Origin of the sequence: Shewanella sp. ECSMB14101 (assembly GCF_000773485.1) — a bacterium.
Classification (GTDB): domain Bacteria; phylum Pseudomonadota; class Gammaproteobacteria; order Enterobacterales; family Shewanellaceae; genus Shewanella; species Shewanella marisflavi.
Window position 1 is genome coordinate 536,969 of the sequence record NZ_JSFF01000001.1, and the last position, 18,659, is coordinate 555,627.

At 52.6% G+C, this 18,659-nt stretch carries 13 protein-coding genes; 10 read left to right on the forward strand and 3 right to left on the reverse strand.

Annotation, left to right across the window (positions count from 1 at the left end):
• The first annotated feature begins 9 nt into the window (after nucleotides 1–9).
• The 9 genes from NY07_RS02330 to NY07_RS02370 all read left to right on the forward strand — a co-directional run bounded on the left by NY07_RS02330 (nucleotide 10) and on the right by NY07_RS02370 (nucleotide 14,857).
• Nucleotides 10–2,211, forward strand: coding sequence for a hypothetical protein (locus NY07_RS02330; RefSeq protein WP_033537704.1), 2,202 nt, complete (start codon nucleotides 10–12; stop codon nucleotides 2,209–2,211).
• A 9-nt stretch (nucleotides 2,212–2,220) separates the two neighbouring features.
• Nucleotides 2,221–3,933: a toxin-antitoxin system YwqK family antitoxin gene (locus NY07_RS02335; protein ID WP_033537705.1), complete on the forward strand. Its 1,713-nt coding sequence runs from the start codon at nucleotides 2,221–2,223 to the stop codon at nucleotides 3,931–3,933.
• A gap of 84 nt (nucleotides 3,934–4,017) precedes the next feature.
• A complete protein-coding gene (locus tag NY07_RS02340; protein WP_033537706.1) occupies nucleotides 4,018–6,339 on the forward strand; it encodes a toxin-antitoxin system YwqK family antitoxin in 2,322 nt (773 codons plus the stop codon).
• 87 nt (nucleotides 6,340–6,426) lie between these two features.
• Nucleotides 6,427–7,476, forward strand: coding sequence for a hypothetical protein (locus tag NY07_RS02345; protein ID WP_033537707.1), 1,050 nt, complete (start codon nucleotides 6,427–6,429; stop codon nucleotides 7,474–7,476).
• An 83-nt stretch (nucleotides 7,477–7,559) separates the two neighbouring features.
• The gene (locus tag NY07_RS02350; protein ID WP_181404207.1) at nucleotides 7,560–7,883 is read left to right on the forward strand and encodes a hypothetical protein; all 324 of its coding nucleotides are present in this window, start codon (nucleotides 7,560–7,562) and stop codon (nucleotides 7,881–7,883) included.
• Nucleotides 7,884–8,084: 201 nt separating this feature from the next.
• The gene (gene yghU / locus NY07_RS02355) at nucleotides 8,085–8,945 is read left to right on the forward strand and encodes a glutathione-dependent disulfide-bond oxidoreductase (RefSeq protein WP_033537708.1); all 861 of its coding nucleotides are present in this window, start codon (nucleotides 8,085–8,087) and stop codon (nucleotides 8,943–8,945) included.
• 221 nt (nucleotides 8,946–9,166) lie between these two features.
• Nucleotides 9,167–10,306: an exonuclease SbcCD subunit D gene (locus NY07_RS02360; RefSeq protein ID WP_033537709.1), complete on the forward strand. Its 1,140-nt coding sequence runs from the start codon at nucleotides 9,167–9,169 to the stop codon at nucleotides 10,304–10,306.
• The gene (locus NY07_RS02365; protein ID WP_033537710.1) at nucleotides 10,303–13,359 is read left to right on the forward strand and encodes an AAA family ATPase; all 3,057 of its coding nucleotides are present in this window, start codon (nucleotides 10,303–10,305) and stop codon (nucleotides 13,357–13,359) included. The genes NY07_RS02360 and NY07_RS02365 overlap by 4 nt, the downstream gene beginning before the upstream one ends.
• Before the next feature lie 241 nt (nucleotides 13,360–13,600).
• Nucleotides 13,601–14,857, forward strand: coding sequence for a peptidoglycan DD-metalloendopeptidase family protein (locus tag NY07_RS02370; protein WP_033537790.1), 1,257 nt, complete (start codon nucleotides 13,601–13,603; stop codon nucleotides 14,855–14,857).
• A 51-nt stretch (nucleotides 14,858–14,908) separates the two neighbouring features.
• Here the strand turns inward: NY07_RS02370 and NY07_RS02375 are convergent, their stop codons facing one another.
• The 3 genes from NY07_RS02375 to NY07_RS02385 form a co-directional block, all read right to left on the reverse strand.
• Nucleotides 14,909–15,415 (reverse strand): M48 metallopeptidase family protein, encoded by a 507-nt coding sequence (locus NY07_RS02375; RefSeq protein ID WP_033537711.1) that lies wholly within the window; start codon nucleotides 15,413–15,415, stop codon nucleotides 14,909–14,911.
• A gap of 45 nt (nucleotides 15,416–15,460) precedes the next feature.
• On the reverse strand, nucleotides 15,461–15,901 hold the full coding sequence (locus NY07_RS02380; RefSeq protein ID WP_033537712.1) for a DUF3010 family protein: 441 nt from the start codon (nucleotides 15,899–15,901) through the stop codon (nucleotides 15,461–15,463).
• 210 nt (nucleotides 15,902–16,111) lie between these two features.
• Nucleotides 16,112–17,455, reverse strand: a complete 1,344-nt coding sequence (locus tag NY07_RS02385; protein WP_033537713.1) for a DEAD/DEAH box helicase — start codon at nucleotides 17,453–17,455, stop codon at nucleotides 16,112–16,114.
• A 217-nt stretch (nucleotides 17,456–17,672) separates the two neighbouring features.
• Between NY07_RS02385 and rssA the strand changes: the two genes are divergently transcribed.
• Nucleotides 17,673–18,620 (forward strand): patatin-like phospholipase RssA, encoded by a 948-nt coding sequence (gene rssA / locus NY07_RS02390; RefSeq protein ID WP_033537714.1) that lies wholly within the window; start codon nucleotides 17,673–17,675, stop codon nucleotides 18,618–18,620.
• Nucleotides 18,621–18,659: the final 39 nt, after the last annotated feature.

Sequence of the window (18,659 nt, forward strand, 5' to 3'; positions counted from 1 at the left end):
GATGTCAGGATGGCCGGTCGTCTAAACAGGGTTGTTTATGTCGCGCTCACACTTTGTTTGAGCCTGCTCAGCGCACTTCAGGGCGCTTATTGCAAGGAAGCTGAGCGCAAGCTTGGTCAATACCAGATCACCATGAGCACAGTTTTTGCCCATGGTGATAACCAACAAGTCGTCAATCGCGCAAGGGCCTTGCTTGATTATCGCGATGGCGCTAACGCCGCCGATCTCTCTATCACTCCTCAAATGTTGCAGTATCAAGATCATCGTTATCGATTCAGGGTCAACAGTTTCGATGATGCAGGTTCTGCAGCAAAACTCGGCGCGATAATTCGACAAGGGATGCTTCTCAGCCGTGAAGGCCAACAGCCGCCAGCGCTGACATTTAAAGCGCAACAAGCCTGGCAAGCCTATAACGACAGACAAGGCGATAAGGCGAGGGCGGCACTAGCGCCTCTGTTATCACTGTTTCATTTAAGCCCTGTTATCGCTCAAGCCAATACGCCCGAGTCGGGCGGGGTTATTGCGCCTGTTTTAGGTGAATTTACCGATTGGCAGGTGGAGGAGAGAGAGGGAGAGTTGACGACGGCTAGCCTGCTCAATGCCTATCAGCAAAAGGGAGTGGCATACCGGCGTTTTGGCCGCTTAACCTATCATCACCAAACCGGCCTACTCGATAAGCTCTTGCTCGTAGAGCAAAAACGCCTTGGCGAAAAGTTAGAGACACGTCGCTGGGTGATGGCCCCCAAGGACAGTCTCTATGTCAGCAGCATACTGTGGCAGGACGAAGGCGATATTGATTATGATGAACCGGATGACAGCCTGTATGAGATCACCCCTTTAGCCAAGACCCCTGATGACCCAGATGGCGCGGCGTCTATGATGGCGCAGGCTCAGGGGATCATGTCTGCCGGCTGGGGAGGTGATGATATTGAGCTGCGTTATATTCACGGTTTAGTGCCGGGCGAGTACGCCACCTCGGTAGCATACAGCAACATTGAGCTGATCGACTGGCAAGAGCGGGTCATCGATTTGCCGCTTTGGGTTCACAGCAGCAGCGGTGCCCGGGCATTTGGCGGCGTGGTGAGCTCTCAGCTCAACTTATTACCGCTAGGCTGGGGCGAGAGCAAAACCAAACTCGACGAGCTTGAGCATATTCGCGCCGAACTGCGCCTGACACCGATAAAACGTGTGAGTAAATCGCTCCCCTGGCAGCAGTTACTGAGCGCTCCCTACCGCTATGGGGACTCGACTCTTACCTTAGAAGCGATGAACACCACAGGGCGCTATCGCCTGTCGGTGACGAGTCGCGGTAACTATGCCCTCTCTCCAAATTTCAATGGTCTTATTGGTCAGTTTCGCTTGGAAAACATGGTCTATCATGGGCCTGAATGGCTCTCTATTACTGAGCAGATGCTGCTTGATGAGTTATTTACCCTTGAGCCGCCGCCAACCGTCTATATTTTGCAGCTGGCACAGACGCCAAAAAGCCTTGAGCTGTTACATCTTGAGTCGCTGGTCGACGCCCAGATCAGCCGCAGCGTCAAATTTGTGCGTCAGTCTGAGTATGACGCCAACCTCGAAAATCCCCCGACGCAACTTTCAGAGCAAACTGCATCTAAGCCCAAGCCATCTGGCAAGTTGACACCAAGTGATGGATTAAGGCAACTGACAACGGTATCGCTCAGCGGACACGATCTCTTTATCCCCCTGCCAACGGCGCTGGCCAACTGGTGTCAGCCTGAAATTACTCAAGGTTTCAATGAGGGGGAGATGCCCGTGGTATGGCGTCTTGTCAGCGATGGCCAGGGGCAGAGCGCCTATCTACTGACCACAGAGGATGATACCCGGCACTACTTTTACGACAAACAAGTGGCGGGCACCATTCGCTGTCAGGGAGAACCTAAGTGGCATGAGATTTTGATAAAACCTGGCGAGCGTCCCTGGTTGGTGGATCTCTCGGCGCTTGTTTCACACACGGGCGGGGACTCTCAGGAGCCGATGAGCTTGAGATCTTTACTGATCACTGATGCCAGTGGTAGGCGTCTTAACCCGCGTCTGCCCAAGGGGAGTCAGGGAGATACACTGGACAGTGCCCTGATTGATGGGCGTTGGTTGAGTGTCGATGGCGCCGCGCGCCGCGCCGCTTACCTTGAGGTGAGTAATACGCCGCTGACGATTCCTTACCAATTTCATTTTAAGCCATTGCCTTAGGAGATGAAGATGAGACGTGCTCTCCTGTTCGCGATCGCTTGTTTTACCCTAATCCTTGGCGACGTCCAGGCCAATATCTGGTTGGATGATGATTGGCAGCCCACCCAAGATAAGCAACAAGCCAGTTTCTATTTGAAAAACGCAATTGAGCCTAAAGCGGGGCGCTTTCGTTTCGAGCCCTATTATCTTGGTAGCGATATCATGCAATTTAGCGGCACCTTGAGCGGTGAGTCGCTAAGTGATAACGCCCATCCCGTGGGGGCTTATCGCTTCTTTGCCAAAGATGGCACCTTGGTGGAGCAAGGTGAGTTTAATTCCCAGGGGCAGCGTCAGGGATTGGTAAAGATCTATGATGGCGCCGGCAAACTCAATTGTGATTGCCAGTTTGATAAGGGAATACGTCAGGGGCTGCAACGGGAATACTATGGTGATGGTCGCCTTAAACGTGAGCTGGTATTACATCAAGGTGAGCCCACTGGGCAAGAGAAGGTCTATTCACCGATGGGCCACTTAGTGCGTGAGCTCTGTCATACCGGGCTGTGCAGTGACCGTTTTTATGACAAGCAATGTCGGCTTACCATGGAAAGCCAAAAACTAGATGGGCTTAAGCATGGGGTCGAAACCTTTTGGCGAGATGGCCAGGTGGAGGTCACTCAGGCTTATCTTGATGGCAAGCAAGATGGCGACTATTTTGCCTATTTTCCAAATGGTCAGATTAAACAGCACCATAGGTGGCAAAACGACTTCAAGGTAGGCGAGCAGCTGAACTACTTCGAAGATGGCCGCCTGGCGAAACGAGAAATCCTCGATGGCCGTGGGCGAACCCTGAGCTTGGTCGAGTATCGAGAAAACGGCGATCGATATCGGGAGGCCGAATACGATTACAGCGCCGATGGCGATGTTCAGGAGGTCAGACGTTTTTATCATAGAGGCTCGCTGAGCAAGCAAATAGAGAAGCGTAAGCTGAGTCAGTGGCGCCTAGTGACCCAATATCATGACGGAAAAGTGATTGGTCGGGAGGAGACCCAGGCCGGCAAGCTGACAGGATTAAAAATCGCCGCCAAGTTGGATCGTAAAGAGAAGCTTGCCTGGCTAGAGAAGATCCACTATCGAGACGGGCTGCGTCATGGACCAGCCGAGAAGCGCGGCGGCGATAATAGTTTGTTCTATCAAGGCGAGTATGCCTTAGATAAGCCGGTTGGCGATTGGCAGATGCAGACTCGCGAGATGCGCACTTGGTGTCACTATAACGCTCAAGGTCAGCTTGATGGCGAATACCTGTCATTGGGTGAGTCAGATCAGGTGCTGGAACGGATCAATTATCAAGATGGAGAGCCTGCAGGAAGGTTTGAGCGTTTCTATGCCGATGGCGAGATCTACCAGCAGGGGCAGTATGTCAATGGTCAGCGCGAAGGCAAATGGATAGTGGTTCAAGAAGGTGATTATTCGCTTCAGCCTAAGCCTCATCGAACCTATTGGCAGGGGGAGTACCGCGCGGGTAAACAGGTTGGCCGCTGGGAACGACGCTCAAGCAAAGGGTATGGATTGGCCATCGCTCAGTATGATAGTGAGGGGCGAAGGCATGGCGTTCAATATGATTTTTACGCCGACGGCGCCCTGCGCCAGCGCAGTGAATATCGTCATGATCAGCTGATGAGTGAAACGCAGCCCGAAAGGCCCTATCGCTCGCTGCAAGCACACATCTTCGCTCTTTATCGTTAAACCGTCAGACAGATACTCGCTGATAGCGCAGCGATATGGCTGCGCTATCAAGGAAATGATTTTAATAGGTACAAGGAAGCTTGAATGAACCTTTCCCGCCCGATCCACTCTGCGTTATTGGCAGGCGTCAGCCTTAGTGCAACAGTCTTTATCACTTGCCCGGTTGAAGCCAGTCAGAAGCTGTCGACCCTGATGGTGGAGATTCGCCAGCAGGAGGGCATTGCCACTTATTACAATTTGGCCACAGGTATGGCGCTTAATGGGCAGGTGACCCTGGTGCGTGACAATCAGGGGTATACCTTAGGGGAGTTTTCCCAAGGCGTGCCTAATGGGCGCTGGCTGGTCTATTTGCCCAACAATCAGAAGCTTGTCGAGGGTGAATACCTCAACGGTTTGCAAACAGGGCGTTGGCAACTGTTTTCCAACAGTGGTGAGTTAAGTGAAGAGCAGTTTTACATCAAGGGCGTGCCGAGCGGCGACTGGAGCCAATATGATGATCTGGGCAACCTCTATCAGAAGAGTGTCTATGAGGCCGGGGCTAAGACTCAGGTGCTGCGTTACTTTGCCAGTGGTAAATTGCAGGCCAAAGAAACCTATGTGGACCATTTGCGTCACGGGATCTGGGAAACCTATCATGGCAATGGCGTCTTGGCTCAGCGTCAGCAATACGCCAACAATCAGATCTCAGGCCCTTATCTTGCGCAAAACAGTCAAGGTCAGGTGCTAGAGGAGGGCCGTTTCGATGCCAACGGTGAGCGCCAGGGTCGATGGCAGACTTTTTATGATGATGGCACACCAGAGCGAGATGAGCATTATGAGGCCGGTCGCCTCGAGGGTGAGAGCCTGAGCTACTATCCTAACGGCCAGCTGTCGCTTAAGGGGCAATATGGCAACGATATGCGCCAGGGACGATTACTGCATTACAGCGATACCGGAGTGAAGCTTGAAGAGGAACATTATCTCGATGGCGATCATCATGGTGTGCAGCGCTACTTTAACCGCGCTGGCGTATTGGTCAGTGAGCTCAATTACAAGGCGGGTCTGCAGGCGGGTGTTCAAAAGACCTATTACGATAACGGTAAGCCTAAGAAGGTGATTCGCTATCATGATGAACTGCTTGCCGATAATGGCCAGTATCCCCTGCACGGAATGCAGCAGCGTTTTGACGAGGCAGGGCAGCTTATCGCGACTGAGCACTATCAGATGGGGCTTAAAGAGGGCGAGTTTACCACCTATCGTCAAGGGCGTTTACAGCATCAGCAGCAGTGGCAGCAGGGAGAGCGTCATGGGGACTTCATCAGCTACTATGACAATGGCAACCTGCGTAGTCTGGACCAATATCAGGCCAACCAGCAAACTGGCAAGGCTGAGCGATATTATGAAGATGGAACCCCCAAGGAGCGAGGCACTCGTATCCAGGGGCAATGGGTAGGCCTATATGAGTCCTTCTATGAAACGGGGAAACCACGAGAGCGACTTCGCTATAGCGACGAGAAAAGTGCCAGCAGCGAGCGTTTCCCGCTAGATGGTCAATTTTCCCGTTGGTATGCCAATGGCGATCTCAATGAAGAGGGGTTGTACCATAAAGGCGAAAAACAGGGGCTATGGCGCCAGTACCGCCAGGGACTCGTCAGTCGGGAGATGACGTTCGTGGCCGGCAAACTCAACGGCCCTTACAGCGAGTATGATAATGGTCGTCGTAGGGTCACGGGCCATTATCAAAATAATCACAAACAGGGATTGTGGACCGAGTATCGCTTTCAGGAGAAAGCTCCCAGCTTTGGAGCGATCCCCGAGGGCAACATCTACCGCACCAGTCATTATCACCTAGATAAACTCGAGGGCGAGCGGCGCTATTTCAGTTTTAAACAGGTTTGTTACCGCAGCGAGCAGTATGTGGCAGGCGAGTTGACAGGCCCCTACAGCGAGTATTACCCAGGCAATGGCCAACTCAAGCGCCAAGGCACTATGGTGCAGGGACGTCAGACCGGACTGTGGCAGAGCTGGTTTGAAGATGGAGTCTTGTCTGAAAGTGCCGAGTATCTGGATGGCAAGCTACAGGGAGAAGTTGCCAAGTACTACGCCAACGGTCAACTTAAGCAGAAGTCTCTGTACCAAAAGGATAAGTTAAGCGGCGAGCAGTATAGCTACTTCCAGACGGGTAAGCCCAAGACCAAGGAGATGTGGTTGGATGGTCAGCGTGAAGGCGAGGCCAGCTATTTTCAAGCTAATGGTAAGCAGGCCGAGCAAGGCACTTTTCTGCGCTCACGCAAAGAGGGGTTATGGCGCACCTACTGGCCCACTGGCGAGCTGCGCAGCGAGGGCAGCTATATCGCCGATAGGCAGGCCGGTGACTGGGCCTTCTATGATCAATTCGGCAAGCTGATGAAGACGGAGCATCACTAGGTGAGGGGGAATTACGTGCCATTTACCCAAAGGACGCTGGAACAGAACAATTCGAGCTTTGCTCGAAAAAATTGGAGCCGAGATAAGATGAAGTCAGGCGTTAAGCTTATCTCCCCGGCGTTCTTGGCCTTGGGACTTTTGTTGTTATCCGGCTGTCATCAGGCGCCTCAACTGCCCATCGATGAGCAGCTACTTACGTCTATCGAGTGCAGCAAGCAGCAGATTTACGGGATCTGGGTCGAGACTGACTGCCTTACAGGCTATCGCGGCAAGCCCTTTAGCGGCATAGCGACTCGGGGCGAGTTGGCGACTTACTTTGGCGCTACTCAGTATCTTGAGGGTAAACGTCACGGATTTAGCTTCTCGGCCAATGGGCGTCGTATCCTGTCCCAGGGTTGGTATCGTCAAGGAATAAGAGAGGGTGAACACTTAGACTATTATGAGCAAAGCCAGCGAGCGAAACGTCAGGCCATCTACAAGAATGGTGAGGAACAGGCGATCGCCCTGTTCGATGAGGCTGGCATTATAGAAAGTTATCGCCGCCTAGAGGGTGATAAGACAGTCGAGTCCATCATCTATGAGCAGGGACGCCCCTGGACGCACATCTTCTTTCAGGATGGCGAGCAGCGTGAGCGCCTGCGTCACTATTTTCCAGATGGCAGCTTGGCTAGCGACGCCCTGTTTCGTAAACAGGACCTTAAGCTGCTCAGCGAGATCACCTTCTATGCCAGCGGCAGAGTAAAGACGCGCTATGCCTATGATAGCAAGAGCGATCTGGCCACGCAGCAGACCTACTGGCCAAACGGTCGCCTTCAATCGCAGCAGCAATATGGCTTCGATCCGCTTATCGTACGCCACTGTGAGCAGCGCAGTTTCTGTCAGTCTAGCGGTGCGCTGGAGGAGCTCGCCCATTATGAGATGGGGGTCGAGCATGGGCGATTCGAGTGGTATCACTGCAGTGGTCAGCTGATGAATGCCAAGGAGTTTCGACAGGGGGTCATGGTGGATACTCTGGTGAAGACTTTCGATGATTCGAGCAACTTGATTAAGCGTGAGCTGTTCGACGGCAAGGGGAAATTACTCGAGGCGTTTTATTTTAACGCTGCCAATCAGCAGATCTATTATGAGCGTCCTTGATCAAGGTCCTGTTTTGTTATCTAAGGGAAAGGTAATATAGCGGTCTTATTTTTCGTCAGATTCGATGCGAGACATTAACGCCCGTGACGCGCAAGCCAGATAGCACCATCGCCATGTTGCAGTTAATCGAACAGGTAAAACAGACCATGCCGCTCGATGATCCTGAGACCTTTGCCTGTGGCCCAAAGGGGGACTGCATAGGTTGTCCTAAGAAGTTGCTTGAGCTGGTGGACAGTGAAATGCGCTATTGGGAAAGCGCCATAGCGCGGGGAGAAAGACCATTGCTTGGCGAGCTTAGCCGTTTTGCCAAGTTATGCCGCAATGTTCATCGAGGCCTGGCGCGTAGCGGCACCCTGGAGCGATACCAAGCTACGCAGACAAAGCGGTCTGACGAATCCCATAATTAACTTGCTATGGGTCATCTTTACTTTTCAATAGCCTATGGCTACTTTTGATTTTCTTTCATGCCAATTCCATCGAGGGTATAGCCAAAGGTTATAACTAAATGGCAGCCTCAGGGTTTAAATTATTAGCAGGCGACCCGAGATTATAGGCATAGGGTTAAACCCATGTCGGGCCTAACCTCATTTATTCGATAAGGAAGCAGTATGGCAAACCAATATATTCCCCCGAAAGTTTGGGTTATGGACAGCGAAAATGGTGGTACCTGGGCCAGTATCAATCGGCCCGAAGCCGGGGCAAGGCACGATCAGGCTTTGCCGGTTGGCAAACATGACTTGCAGCTCTACTCGTTGGCGACGCCCAATGGTCAGAAGGTCACTATCATGCTCGAAGAACTGTTGGCGCTGGGCGTCGAAGGTGCCGAATATGATGCCCATCTCATTCAGATTGGTGAGGGGGATCAGTTTTCATCAGGTTTTGTGGCGGTTAATCCTAACTCTAAGATCCCAGCATTAGTAGATACGAGCGGGGAGACGCCAGTTAATGTGTTTGAGTCCGGGGCCATCTTGCTCTACTTGGCAGAGAAGTTTGGCCATTTCCTCCCAAGTGACCATGTTGCGCGAACTCAGGTGCTCAACTGGCTGTTCTGGCTTCAGGGTTCGGCTCCCTATTTGGGCGGTGGTTTCGGTCATTTCTATGCTTACGCGCCGGAAAAGTTTGAATACCCGATCAACCGATTCACCATGGAGGTTAAACGTCAGCTGGACCTGCTTGATAAACAGCTGGCCAGGCAGGCTTATATCGCTGGCGATGAATACTCGATTGCGGATATGGCTATCTGGCCATGGTACGGTAACCTGGTGTTGGGCCAAGCCTATGACGCTGCCGAGTTTCTCGATGTCGATGCCTATAAGCATGTAAAACGCTGGGCGCAGCAGATCGCGGCAAGACCTGCGGTGCAGCGTGGCCGTATCGTTAATCGCAACTGGGGCGAGCCTTGGGAGCTGTTGGCTGAGCGTCATCAAGCTGAAGATATCGATGCTGTGCTAGCGTTAAAGCCTGAATAGGTCTAACGAACTAACTCAATTCCTGTTTCAGCACCGATTAAGTATTTTTAGCATGACCCGCCCTATTGGTGGGTCTTTTTGTACTTAGTCTTGACGCTGAACGTCACTTTACACACAAGCGGCCAGAGGAAGGGAGAAGCGCATTGCCTATCTAAGTGACATTTCTTACTATAGCTAACATCAGATACTTAGCTATCCTCCTCATTTCTAAACGAGAAAAGATGAAATTTATCCATACCTCAGACTGGCATATCGGTCGTCAGCTGCATAATCAGAGCCTGCTTGATGATCAGCGTCATGTGCTTTCTCAAATCGTCTCACTCGCTAAGACCCATGAGGTCGATGCCCTGATTGTCGCCGGCGATATCTATGACCGCTCCGTGCCGCCTGCCAATGCGGTAGCCCTGCTCGATGAGGTGCTCAACGAGCTGATTGCCTTGGGAATCAAAGTGATCATGATTGCGGGTAACCATGATGGCCATGAGCGTCTGGGCTTTGCGGCGCGGCAGATGCAGAGTAGCGGTCTCCATATCGTCGGCCCGCTGACGGCCGAGGTCAGCCCAATCCATTTAGGCTCAGCCAGCGGTGATGCCGTGTTCTATCCTCTGCCATACGCCGAACCCGCGACCGTCAGGCAGCAGTTGGACTGCCAGGTCAGTACTCATGAAGAGGCGATGGCCGAGCTGCTGACTCAGGTGCATCAAGATGACAGTCAGGGACTGCCCAAGGTGGTGATTGCTCATTGTTTTCTCGATGGTGGTAGCGAATCTGAATCTGAGCGTCCCCTGAGCATAGGGGGGGCGGATAAGATCTCTCCCAAACTCTTCGAGGGATTTGACTATACCGCCCTGGGGCATCTGCACGGCCCACAATATAAGGGCACTGAGCAGATACGTTATTCAGGCTCCATCCTCAAATACTCCTTCAGCGAGCAGCATCAACATAAGTCGGTGACCTTAGTTGAGCTTGCTCAAGGTGAGACCAGTATCAGTTTGTTACCCATTGAGCCACTGCGGGATGTGCGCATTCTCGAAGGGGCGTTGGATGAGTTGTTGGCCCAAGGCGTCAAGGATCCCGGCCGCGAGGATTATCTGATGGTGAGGCTACTGGACAAGCACGCCATCTTAGATGCCATGGGCAAGTTGAGAAATGTCTATCCTAACGTGCTGCATCTCGAGCGTACCGGACTGATGGCTGCTAACGAGCAACTGGCCATTGCCTCAGATCATATCAAGAAGGGTGAGCTTGAGATGTTTAAAGATTTCTTTACTCAGGTATCGGGCGAGCCGATGAGTGAGGCGCAGCTTGAGCTAATCACCCAAACCTTGGATGAGCTGCACAAAGGGGAGGAAGGCAGATGAGACCACTGCGACTGACCATGACCGCCTTTGGCCCCTTCGCCGATGAGCAGACCATTGATTTTAATGCCCTGGGCAGCAATCCGCTATTTTTGATCAACGGCCCGACCGGCGCCGGTAAGACGACGATTCTTGATGCCATCTGTTTTGCGCTTTACGGCAAGACGACGGGAGATGAGCGTGAAGGCACCCAGATGCGCTGCGACATGGCCGATAGCCAGCGTCTGACTCAGGTAAGCTTCGAGTTTGAGCTTGGCACTAACCGTTATCTGATCCGCCGCGTCCCTGAACAGTCCAGAGCCAAGAAGAGTGGCGACGGGGTGACGCAGCAAAAGAGCGAGGCGCAGCTGAGTCAATTCGATGCCGATGGCAAGGAGACCCTGCTGGTGGCGGCTAAGGTGTCCGATGCTACCGCGCAGATAGAGCAACTCACGGGGCTGGATGTGGATCAGTTTCGTCAGGTGATGGTGCTGCCCCAAGGTAAATTTCGTGAGCTGCTGATGGCCGATTCCAAGGCCAGAGAGAAAATTTTTAGCCAGCTGTTTCAGACTCACATCTACCGCAGAATCGAAGATAAGCTTAAGCAGCAGGCGGCGGGGATCCGCAAAGAGGTGGAGGCGATGCGCAATCGCCGCTCGGGCATATTGGAAGGCGCCGAGCTTGAGTCTGATCAGGCACTGCTTGACGAACAAACGCGCCTCGCCCCCGAGTTGCAAAAGGCCGAGTCGGATAAACTTGCCCGAGAAAAGGCGCTGCTTGAGGCCAATCAACAACTGGATAAGGGGATGAAACTCCAGGCTGATTTTAATCGCTTGCAGGCCTTGCAACAGGAGGGGGAAGAGCTTAAAACCCGCCAGGCTGAGGCCACTTTGTGGCAACAGCGTCTGCAAGCGGCGCAGCGGGCAAATAACTTAAGCCCTCTATATCAGGCGATGCAATCACGTTTGGGTGAGCAACAGGCGGCGACTAAGCTGCGTGACGAGCGCCAGCAGACGCTGCAGACTGCCCAGCAGGCATTGGCGCAGAGTCAGCAAGCCTTCGAACAGCTCGGTGAGCTTGAAGCGCAACAGTTGAGTCAACAGCAGAGGCTGACTCAACTCGAGGCGCTAGCGCCGCAACTGGAGCAGCTAACTCAGTTGAGTCAGCGTCTGAGCGAGCTTAAGGGCAAGATGCAGGCGGCCGAAACCAGTGGTAAGCAGAGCGCACAGCAGCTTGAAGCGCTCAAGCAGGCGCGCCAGGAGATGCTTGGGCGGCGCGAGTTGCTTAAACGAGAGGCCGAGCCGCAGCTCAGTCTGCAACAATCTCTCAATGATGCCCGAATCCAGCTTAAGGTATTTGAGCGCTGGCAACAGCAGCAACATGAGGTAGCGGCCATTGGACATAAGCTGGAGGCGGCAAAGGCCGCAGGCAGTGAACTGGCCGGCAAGCATAAGCAGGCTGAAGATGCCCATAAACGCCTGGAGCTTAGCTGGCATCGCGGTCAGGCGGCGCGTCTCGCCGCCGAGTTATCGCCAGGTGAACCTTGCCCGGTTTGCGGCAGTGTTGAGCATCCTGAGCCCGCTCAGGGCGAGTTTGATTTACCATCGGATGATGCGCTGGCCGAGGCCAAACAACAGGAGTTGGATGCACTGAATCAGCTGCATCAGGCGCGCAGTGACTTTAAACTGCTCAAGCAGTCGCTACAGACCCAGCAGCAGAGCGCGGAGCAATTGCAGCAGGAGCTTGGGCAGGCGGCCGATTTGTCCCTTGAGCAACTGCAAACGCGGCTTATCGAACTCAATGAGGCCTTCGAGAAGGCCAAGGCGGCGCAAGCATCGCTTGTTCAGTTAGAGACTCAGCTTGAGATCAGCGAGCAGCAGGGACGAGAGTTACAGACAGGCCTGGATGAGGCGCGCGCTCATTATGGCAAGCTGGCCGAGCAACAGGCCAGTGACAAGGGACAATTTCAGCAGATTAGCGCGGCCATTCCGAAAGAATTTAGCGACGCGGAGGCAGTAAGTCAGGCCATTGCAGAGCTGGGCGCTAGCCTCGCAGCGCTTAAATCGCGCCAGCAGTCGATAAGGGCGAATCACGCCAAGGCTGAGCAGGACAAGGCCGCTGCGCAGGCCTCTCTCGATGCCGCCAGTGCTCGTGTTGTAGAGGTTGGTGCTACTGCCGAGCAGGAGCGCCAGCGTTTCGAACAGGCGCTTGAGACTTCCGAATTTGATAGCGTTGCTGCATTTGAACAGGCCAGTTTGAGTGAGTCTGAGCAGGCCGAACTGGCGCAGCAGATCAAGGCCTTCGAGCAGGCACAGATCACCCATCAGGCTAACCTGGCGCAGTTAACTCAGGTGCTCGCAGATTGCGAGATGCCAAATATTGCTCAGCTAGAGCAGCATAAGGTGGACGCCGAGCAGGCGATGCAAACCGCCTTGGGGCTGTGGCAGACGATAAGTGGCAGAGCGCGCCAATTGGCCCAGACTCAGGAGCAGCTGAGGGCGCTTGATACCAAGGCCCAGGCGCTCGAGCAGCAATATGCCGTAGTGGGCACATTGGCCGATGTGGCCAACGGCAATACGGGCAACAAGCTCAGCCTGCAACGTTTCGTGCTGAGCGTGCTGCTCGACGATGTCTTGCTAGAGGCCAGCCACAGATTGCAGCTAATGAGTAAGGGGCGTTATCGACTGCTACGGAAGGAGGAGCGTGCCAAGGGCAACAAGGCTTCAGGGCTGGAGTTAGAAGTAGAGGATGCCTACACGGCCAAGGTTCGCGCCGTGGCGACCCTAAGTGGTGGTGAGAGCTTTATGGCGGCCTTGTCGATGGCGCTGGGATTGTCGGATGTGGTACAGGCCTACGCCGGCGGGATTAAACTCGATACCCTGTTTATCGACGAAGGTTTTGGTAGCCTGGATCAGGACTCGCTGGAGCTGGCCATCAGAACCTTGATGGATTTGCAGTCGGCGGGGCGTATGGTTGGGGTGATCTCCCACGTGACCGAGATGAAGGAGCAGATCGCTAGTCGCATCGATATTCATAAAAGTGCCAATGGCAGCGAGATTAAATTAGTTTTACCTTAAGATTAAAAGGTGCTGATCTTGATTGGGATTTCAGCACCTTTTTAGTATTTTTGCCTGTTTGTACGCCTAAAACCTCAGTTTATTCCATTAAATTGTGTTGTTGATCAGTTTGTAATTGCCGTTATTTTTGATATAACTTGGCATCGGCCCCATTGTTTATGGGGTTTTTGGGCTCTAATGATAAGCATAATAATGAAAGATGAGGCACAGGTTGCGCGCAGGTAAAATTTCTTTTTTGAGCATGTCTCAATCTCGTATCATGGCGTTACCTTCGCCACATAAAAAAATCTTGCTTGCAGCAGGCTTGGTGTTGGGTGCCGCCGTGTTATGGCCTACGCAGCAGCAGACCCTTCCGCAACGCATTCCGGTTGCCCTGGATATTGAATCTTTGGTGACTAATCTGCAAAAGAGTGATGAAGTGGTTGAAATTGCCACTCATCCCGATTTTGTCAAAACTATCGTAACTGGTGATACCCTAAGCGGCTTGTTTGTTGAGGCCAATGTCGATCAGCAGACCATGTATAGGGTGCTTGAGGCCGACCTGAATATTCTGGCGCTGGATACCTTAAAGCCCGGTAATATTATCCGTTTCTGGCTCGATGACTCAGGCGAGCTCGAGAAGCTTGAACTCTATTTTAGCGCTGCGCGCCAAGTGGTGTTTAGTCGTTACGAGGAGGGGGGCTTTAGTGTCGAAGAGATCAATGTTGAAGGGATATGGCAAAACCGAGCCTTGAGCGGTGAGATCCACGGCTCTTTCTACCTGTCGGCGCAACGTATCGGCCTCAATGCCGGTGAGATCCAGCGGATCGAATCTCTGCTCAAAGAGAAGCTCAATTTTGCCCGGGATCTGCGCGCCGGCGATAAGTTTGCTGTGCTCAAGAGCGATCAATATATCGACGGTGAAGCGACGGGAAATAGCGATATTCTCGGCGTCCATATTCAGCGTGGCCGCAGTGACATCAACGCCTATCAAAACAGTGACGGCAACTTCTATGACGAACAGGGACGCAGTCTGGCCAGGGCTTTCCAGCGTGTGCCTTTACTCAAGAACTACCGCATCAGTTCACGCTATAACCGCCATCGCCATCACCCGGTGACTGGGCGCACCGCGCCGCATAATGGCACAGATTTCGCCACGCCCATCGGCACTAAGGTGGTCGCGCCAGGTGATGGTATCGTGTCTTTGGTGACCGACCATAGATATGCGGGTAAATATGTGGTGATCGATCATGGTAATAAGTATCGCACCCGCTATCTGCATCTATCTAAGGCGTTAGTGCATAAGGGGCAGCGTGTGTCTCGCGGTCAGGTGATTGCCCTGTCGGGCAAGACGGGTCGTATTACGGGTCCGCATCTGCACTATGAGTTTCATGTCAACGGCCGCCCAGTCGATCCTATGAAGGCCAATATTCCGATGGCGAGCAAGTTGTCGACTAAGCAGATGAACGAGTTTGCTCAGCTGGTTAAGGTGCGTCAGATGATGATGGGACAGAGCTAGTTCAGAGAGTTAGCTACCAGTAATAAAAAACGCCACATGATGTGGCGTTTTTTATGGGTTTTCGGCGGCTTCCAGATCTAACATGGTGAGCCAGAGCCTAAGATCAAACTCCAGCTGATGATAATCGCCTTCCATATGACAACAGAGCTGATAGAAAGCTTTGTTGTGATCTTTCTCTTTTAGGTGTGCCAGTTCGTGTACCACTACCATGCGCAGCAAAGGTTCTGGCAATTGCTTGAGCCTGGCCGCTATGCGGATCTCATTTTTCGACTTGGTCTTGCCGCCATGGTTTTTGGCTATATAGGAATGTAAGCCCAACGCCTGCTTCTTGAGGGTGAGCTTGTCATCAAAAATCACCTTGCTCAGCGGCGACGATTTCTTGAGATAGCGATTTTTGAAGGCCATGGTGTAATCATACAGGGCCTTGTCGCTGCGGATATCGTGTCCATCGGGGTAACGCCGCTCAAGTACAGCTCTTAAGCGTTTATTCTCAATAAGCTCATAGACTTGGCTAAGCAGCTCGGCGCGATAGCCTTGAAGGTAGGGGAGAGAAACCATAATAGCAAACCGGGCGCCTGGCACCCGGTGAGTCTGAGCTCTGTCTTAATCGTTCTTGGCAAATATGCACTTGTTTTGGTAGCAATAGGCCACCTCAAAGGCACTTTTTTGAAAACGTTTTAGATCCAGGCCGTCGAAATCGACCATAGGTGGATTGCGCTTAAGCTGCTCTTTGATGTTGACCGGCGAGATCAGGTGTACCGGCAGACCGCATAGCTGAATGGCCGCCTCCATCTTAAAACTGGTGGCACTACCGGCCAGTTTGCCTTTTTGTTCGCGTTCGATGATGACCACTTCGTCGACCTTGTAATCTTCCATCAGCTTGCTAAAGGCAAAGTGAAACTCTTTAATCGACTCAGTCTTGGCCGAATTGGAGATAGTCAGCGAGCGAGAACGGCAATCAGGGACGTTAAAGGTCTCACCTTCATAGCTCAACAAACAGATGATGGCTTCGCCACCTTTTAACTCAACGCCACAAACTCTCATGATAACCCTAATAAAAAAAACAATGGCGGCTATTGTAACCTTAATTGACCGGATTGAGCACTAGTTGTTGCGGGAAAATCGCCACGGGGATGCTTTGCTGGCCTCGCGGAAGCTTAGAGAAGAGTCGGATAAAAAGGCTGAGATAAAAAAAGCGGTCATTGAGACCGCTTGATGTTAAAGAGATACTAGCTCACAAGGTATTAGCCAAGCTTAATCTTCAGGCGTATCTTGCAGTTTTGATTTAGGTTTACGCAGCATAGGCGCGTCACCAATATCGACACCTGTGATAAAGCGTCTATCGCGCTGGGCTTTCGATTTGCCGGCGCTGGCACCTTTATCCGCTTTTGTCTTAGGTTTATGCTGAGATTTCGCCTTTTGCTTGGCTTGCTTGGGCGCGTCTTTTAGCCCTTTAAATTTAGGTTCCAGTCCTTCCAGCTCACTCAGCTCAAAGTTCCTTCGCAGGAACAATTGAACCTGTTTGAAGTTGGCCCAGTCTTTAGGCCCCACTAATGAGATGGCATCGCCCTTGGCGCCGGCGCGGCCGGTGCGGCCAATACGGTGAATATACTCTTCGGCAAATTTAGGCATGTCGAAGTTAATCACCAAAGAGACGTTCAGTAGATCTAAGCCTCGTGAGGCCACATCTGTGGTCACTAGGATCTGCTGCTGGCCACGGCTGAATTGATCCATGATCTGGTTACGGGCTGCTTGCTTAAGCTCACCGCTAAGGGATGCCGTACTAAGTCCCTGCTCGGCCAGTACCGCCGCCAATCTGTCGGTGTCGCCGCGGGTCGCGGTAAAGATAATGACCTGCTTATGTTGCTCTTGTTTGAGCAGTTGAAACAGTAACTTCTCTTTATGGCTCAGGTTGTCACACAGGTAAATCTTCTGGGTAATGTCCTGATTCTCGACATGGGATTCACCTATGGCGACATGCTCGGGTTCTTTAAGCAGCTCGGCGGCGATTTCGTTGATTTGGCCATGATCTAAGGTGGCTGAAAACATCAGTGTCTGACGACGCTTGTGGTCAGCAGCCTGATTGATCGCTCTGAGTTGGTCGGCAAAGCCGAGATCTAGCATACGGTCTGCCTCATCTAAGATGAGTAGCTCGAGGCCGTTAAGAAATAGATGGTTTTGCGCCAAGTGATCGGCCAGACGTCCTGGCGTGGCGACGACGAAATGAGGATCTTTAGCCAGTGCCTTGGCCTGGTCGTTAAAGTTTTCGCCGCCTAAGATCTTGAGTGCCTTATATTGAGTGTTAGCCACCAATAGGCGTAGCTGACTGTAGACCTGGGTGGCCAGTTCGCGCGTCGGCAACAGGATCAGTACCCTGGGATCGCGCTTAGTTAACGCCTTGGTGGAGATGACTCGTTGCATTGCCGGCAACAAGAAGGCGAGGGTCTTGCCAGAGCCTGTCTTTGAGGATGCCATGAGATCTCTTCCCGATAAGCCGACGGGAATCGATTGCGTTTGGATCTCGGTCGGCGTGTCGATGCCCATATGTTCAAGGCTGGTCAATAGACGTTTATCGAGTGAAAAATCTGAAAATTGCAATGCTGTGCTCCAAAATAACCATAGGGGCGCATTATACATCGCCGTGAACGATTCAGCCATCGACTTGAGGCGCCAGGATTGTGTTGTCGGGTCGATGACAAATATTTGTGCCGATCAGGCTGCTTGGTGGCTGACTTTGGCTTATGATGAAAAATGAACTCAGTTAAGGTCGGCAAACAGAGATTTGCCAACTATCCCAGGGAGTATTAAAGAGAGTATGGCGAATATCGGCATAGCGCTGGGCAGCGGTGCGGCAAAAGGGTGGGCACATATTGGTGTGCTTAAAGAGCTAGCAAGTATGGGAGTGTTACCCAATAAGGTCGCGGGCTGTTCTATTGGCGCCGTGGTGGGGGCAGCCTATGCGCAAGATAATCTGGATGATCTTGAGGCCTGGGTCAGCAGCTTTTCCAGCTGGGATGTGTTGGGGCTGATGGATCTGAGTTGGCGCAAAGGAGGCTTAATCGGTGGCGAGAAGGTGTTTGATGTGATGCAGCAGCATATCGGCAACCTGGATATCGAGCAGATGCAGATGCCGTTTGCGGCGGTGGCGACCGATCTTTATACCGGTCAGGAGATCTGGTTTAAACAGGGGAACTTGCGCCACGCGGTCAGGGCCTCCTGTTCTATGCCGGGAATTTTGCCACCGGCCAGGGTCGGCGATCGTTGGTTGGTCGATGGCGCAGTGGTTAACCCTGTGCCTGTGTCTGTCAGTCGGGCCATGGGGGTCGATCTTGTGATTGCGGTGGATCTTAATGCCCACCGAAAGGCACGTGTTCAGCAACTGCCGGTGGCTATCTCATCAGATGTTAAACCTAGCCCGGCCGAGCAGATCAAAGCCGACAAAGAGTTGGAGAGCGGCTTTATGGATCTGTTGGCAAGGGGCCGAGAGTATGTCACTGGCCTAACCGATAAATTTTCGTTAGGCAATCGCAGTGAGCCTGGGATGTTAGCCGTGATGTCTCAGTCGATGGATATTTTAGAGCAGCGCCACAAGCGGGTGCGCCTGATGGGCGATCCGCCTGATATTCTCATTACCCCCAATGTGATGGAGATTGGCACCATGGAGTTTCACCGCGCCAGAGAAGCGATAGAAGCGGGTCAGGAGGCGGTGAAGCTGGTGGCACATATCATTCGCGCTCGTATCGATGAGCTTGAGGGCTCATAACCGCTTAATAGCCAGATAATCTAAACCATGGCCTGGTTT